The 4,706-nt window shown below is 37.3% G+C and carries 3 protein-coding genes; 2 read left to right on the top strand and 1 reads right to left on the bottom strand.

Going from position 1 to position 4,706, the window contains the following annotated elements; genetic code table 11:
* Positions 1-75 precede the first annotated feature (75 nt).
* Positions 76-963: a hypothetical protein gene (locus A0J48_RS25885; protein WP_200327444.1), complete on the bottom strand. Its 888-nt coding sequence runs from the start codon at positions 961-963 to the stop codon at positions 76-78.
* A 445-nt stretch (positions 964-1,408) separates the two neighbouring features.
* Here A0J48_RS25885 and A0J48_RS25880 point away from each other — a divergent pair, with 445 nt between their 5' ends.
* Together A0J48_RS25880 and A0J48_RS25875 are read left to right on the top strand one after the other, a co-directional pair.
* Positions 1,409-1,570, top strand: a complete 162-nt coding sequence (locus tag A0J48_RS25880; protein WP_200327443.1) for a ribbon-helix-helix protein, CopG family — start codon at positions 1,409-1,411, stop codon at positions 1,568-1,570.
* A 270-nt stretch (positions 1,571-1,840) separates the two neighbouring features.
* Positions 1,841-4,426 carry a GAF domain-containing protein gene (locus tag A0J48_RS25875; protein WP_200327442.1) on the top strand — a complete coding sequence of 862 codons (2,586 nt, stop codon included), beginning with the start codon at positions 1,841-1,843 and terminating at the stop codon, positions 4,424-4,426.
* Positions 4,427-4,706 lie beyond the last annotated feature (280 nt).

Genomic DNA, 4,706 nt, shown 5'->3' with positions numbered 1-4,706 from the left:
AGGGAGCAGGGGGCAGGGAGCAGGGGAGGCAGGGGGAGATTAATAACCCAATGCCCAATGCCCAAAGACTTTCCCCTATGAAAGATTCTCTGACTGACAATATTGCTGAGTCGGAGTGACAGAAACAACTTCTACTTCCACAGGTTTTTCTGGTGTTGGGTTAATAATAAACTCGCTCGGACCTACATGGGGTTTTTGTGAATTTCCCCAATCGTAGGTATAACCTAAACCTGACCAGGGATAATATTCTGCTTTCGCATTGGTATAAGAATTGGTATATATTGCCTTGATGATAGGACTGCTATCAGGAACTGGTACAGGTAAAAGATTACAACTAGCATCGTCAATTTCTGGATCAATACATGGTCTAGTTAAGTCTTCGGCTTTTACCCACATTTCCACAAAATGGGTTTTGGTAGAATACTTATTTAAAATCAAACCCAAATATTGTTGTAACCGCAGTGAAAGTTCCACATTATCAGGAATATTGGTATCTGTGGCTTGATATTGCTGACAAAATTCTTTCACTTGTGGTACTGCTGTAAACCACGTTTGATAAGCCAATTGTTTTTTTGCACCTATTGGCCAATCTACACTTGGGTTACTTACATATTTCCAAGTAGACATTAAATATTCAATTTTGCCATTATTCTCTCTCGATTTAATTTTGGGATTGTTGGGAGACAATGCCCAAAGATTGCTAACTACTTCATCCTCTAATGGTTGTTTTGCGTCTTCAATGCTTTCTGCTAATGTCTTGGTCAACAGATTATAAGTTTCTGGTTGATATTGTAATAGGTATTCATAGACATTTAATGGGACTTCTGCTTGGGCTAATTGTGCTTTTGGTATTGGTGTACTATCGCTAGTAATTTCTGCTGCGAAAAGTTGCGGTTGCCATCCCAAAATGAAAAAAGCACAACATAATAAGCCTACAAAAAAGCCGTGCTGCCAATTCTTCATGGTAAATAACTTGGTATGTTGGTTATTGGTCAAATTCGATTCCAGACCAAATTTTATATTTGCTGCCTACGAAATAACCGAGGGTGTTTAATTTTTGTAATTTAATTTTTATGTATAAATTTAAACTAAAAATTAACATTCATACACTTTCTCTGTAATTGTTACGGAATGTAATTTAAGTATCATACTTTTTTATACCTAGAATTTAATTTCCGTTATTTTACTAGTATTATTACTAATTTCATTGACGGCAAATAAGTAGCTTTGATACAAACATCGTGAAATTACTTTCAATGTTACTGAGTTTAGATGAAAGGTTAATTGTTTTTCCCTTTCTTCCTTAACCAATAAAATCTATCAAAGAGCTTGAGTCTACCTGATCGCTCTTTCCTAGAATTACAAAATCCATTAAAATTAGGATACCTCAGCTAATGGTATCCTCAATATGCCTAAACCTGAAATATACATCACTTTTAGATTGACTCAGCCAGAGAAAGATTTACTGCGTGAGTATTGCGAACAAACTGGTAGAAACCAAACTGATGTGTTGCGTGAATTGGTGCGCGGGTTGAAACGTCGAATCAAAAGAACAAATGAAGAGGTTTAAAAGCTGCTTAATATTCCTATATAATGATTGGTAAACCTTCCTGCTTTGACATTTGGGATTGGTAACTATGCAACTACTTTTTAAGTCTAATTTGAATTGTCAGTTGTTCAGACTATATTTCCCACAGGATCACCTTCACCAAACAATTTTGATGTTAAAAGGGTATACTGTCAACCAATGATAGTGAGAAGCAAAATCTAACATAATAAATTTCATAGCCCACCGAGCGCCCATTCGGGAGTTCTAAATCATACTATATCAAATACAGTTATGTCACCGCAAAAACCAAATCTCGATGAAAGCACAGATTTTATTATTGACATTAGCAACCAAGAAACCTACCAGTTACAAACAAACTCTTCCCCGGTAGTGAGTCTGGCTACAAGAAAAGGAACTATTTCTCAGTTTCTTGCCCCCTTGACTCAAGATACTTTTAAACAAGTAGTTCAGGAAGTTGAGCATAAATTAAAGATTGTTAATGAAACCTTATCCATGTTGGATTATCAAGGTTTTGAAACAATTCTCCAGGAAATGCTGCATTCAATTACTCTCAAAACTGGTGAATTACTGGGAGCAGACAGAACAACAATATTTTTATTAGATGAAGAAAAACAAGAACTCTGGTCTATTTTGGCTGAGGGGGAAAGTAAGAGGCCATTAGAAATTCGGATTCCAGCGGATAAAGGAATTGCAGGGGAGGTGGCAACTTTCAAACGAGTGGTAAATATTCCCTTCGATTTTTATAACGATACGCGGTCAAAAATTGCTCAAGAACAAGATAAAAGAAATGGCTATCGCACTTACACAATGTTAGCGTTACCGCTGTTAAATGAAGATGAAGAATTAGTAGCGGTAGTACAATTATTAAATAAATTAAAATACCTACACAATCCCGATGATCCCCTGTCAGAACGCATTGATACCAAGGGATTTAATAGCTCTGATGAGAAATTATTTCAAGATTTCGCTCCTTCCATTCGCCTCATTTTAGAGTCATCGCGGTCTTTTTATATTGCTACCCAAAAACAAAGGGCAGCAGCGGCTTTGATGAAGGCAATTAGATCCCTCAGTCAAAGTAGTCTTGATTTAGAAGATACCCTGAAACGGGTTATGGATGAAGCGAAAGAACTGATGAACGCTCATCGGAGTACACTGTGGTTAATAGACCACGAACGTCACGAATTATGGACAAAAATTACTAATGATAATGGTACAACTAAAGAGTTGCGAGTACCAATAGGTAAAGGTTTTGCAGGTATAGTGGCAGCATCTGGGAAAACTTTAAACATTCCCTTTGACTTATATGAGCATCCAGACTCGGAAACTGCTAAAGCGATGGATAAAGAAACCAACTTTCGCACCTGTAGTCTCCTTTGTATGCCAGTATTTAACAGCGATCAAGAATTGATCGGTGTCACCCAATTAGTTAATAAAAAGAAAGCTGGAGATTTTCCTGCCTATAATCCTGCTAATTGGCCTGAAGCTCCTGAATGCTTCCAAGCAAGTTTTGATCATAATGATGAAGAATTCATGGAAGCTTTTAATATTCAAGCAGGGGTAGCTCTACAAAATGCTCAATTGTTTGCCAAAGTCAAACAACAAGAACGGATGCAGCGGGATATTTTGCGGAGTCTTTCTAATGGTGTAATTTCTTCAGATAAGTCAGGACACATTATCACCGCTAATGAAAGTGCGAAACGTTTACTAGGTTATTCTACAGAAGCACGGTTAGAAGGTTTATTAGTCAGTGATGTTGTCAATATTAAAGAGGGCGATTTTAGCAAGTGGTTTGCAGATGCCTTACAGGCTAATGATGTCAAAGATACTCAACAATACTATCCAGATCGGACACTTTTAACTACAACTCAAGAACAGCACAGCGTTAATTTATCACTCAACACCATTGCTGATGCTAACGATGAAAATAAAGTGTGTGGCGCACTGGTAGTAATGGACGATATTAGTGATGAAAAGCGCCTGAAAAGCACCATGTATCGTTACATGACTCAGGAGTTAGCAGAAGAATTACTCAAATTAGATGACGCAAAATTAGGGGGCGATCGCAAAGAAGTTACGATTTTATTCTCAGATATTCGTGGCTACACCACCCTCACAGAAAATATGCAAGCTGAGGAAGTGGTAAGTATGCTCAACGAATATTTTGAGTCGATGGTAGAAGCTGTCTTTAGACATAAAGGCACTCTTGATAAATACATCGGTGATGCTATCATGGCTGTCTTTGGTTCTCCCTTACCTTTAGAAAAACACGCACAGATGGCAGTAGAAACTTCTCTAGAAATGCGCCATCGTTTACAAGAATTAAATCAATGTCGTGAGGCCGCTAATCAATCAAAAATCAAAATCGGCATTGGTATTAATTCTGATACTGTAATTAGCGGTAATATCGGCTCTAGTAAGCGGATGGAATTTACTGCTATTGGTGATGGTGTTAACCTTGGTTCTCGTCTAGAAAGTATCAGTAAACAGTATGGTTGCGATATCATAATTAGCGATAATACATATAAGTTCTGTCACGATAATATTTGGGCTAGGGAGCTTGATTTTATTCGTGTGAAAGGCAGAAATGAGCCTGTATCAATCTATGAGTTGATTGGGATGCGTTCTGACCCAATTAGTGACACCAAACAAGAATTAATTGAGCATTATCATAAAGGACGCGAGTATTATCTTCAACGTCAATTTGTACTTGCTCAAACTGAGTTTGTGAAAGCCTTAACTGCTGATAACAACGACAAAGCCTCGATGTTATATCTAGGCCGTTGCCAACATTGGTTACAATCACCCCCAACAGATACAAATTGGGATGATGGTGTGTGGACGTTTAATGAAAAATAGGAATAGCGTAAGCATTCAGCTATCAGCAGTCAGAAGTCAGCTAAAACTGTTTCTCAAGCTAAGTTTAAAGGATTTTTAAGGTAAACCGATACCAAAATCAATTCCTCATTCCTCGCTAAAAATGCTCATAAATTCCAGATAATAGCTGATTACTGATTACTGACTGCTGAATACTTATGGACTAGCTATCAACTATCAGTTATCAGTTATGAGGTGAAAGCTGATTACTGATAGCTGAATGCTGACACTATATTTTTCTAAATTTAGCAATTTTTATTAT

Origin of the sequence: Sphaerospermopsis aphanizomenoides BCCUSP55, assembly GCF_001586785.1 — a bacterium.
Lineage (GTDB): Bacteria > Cyanobacteriota > Cyanobacteriia > Cyanobacteriales > Nostocaceae > Sphaerospermopsis_A > Sphaerospermopsis_A aphanizomenoides_A.
This window is presented reverse-complemented; position numbering and strand designations above follow the sequence as displayed.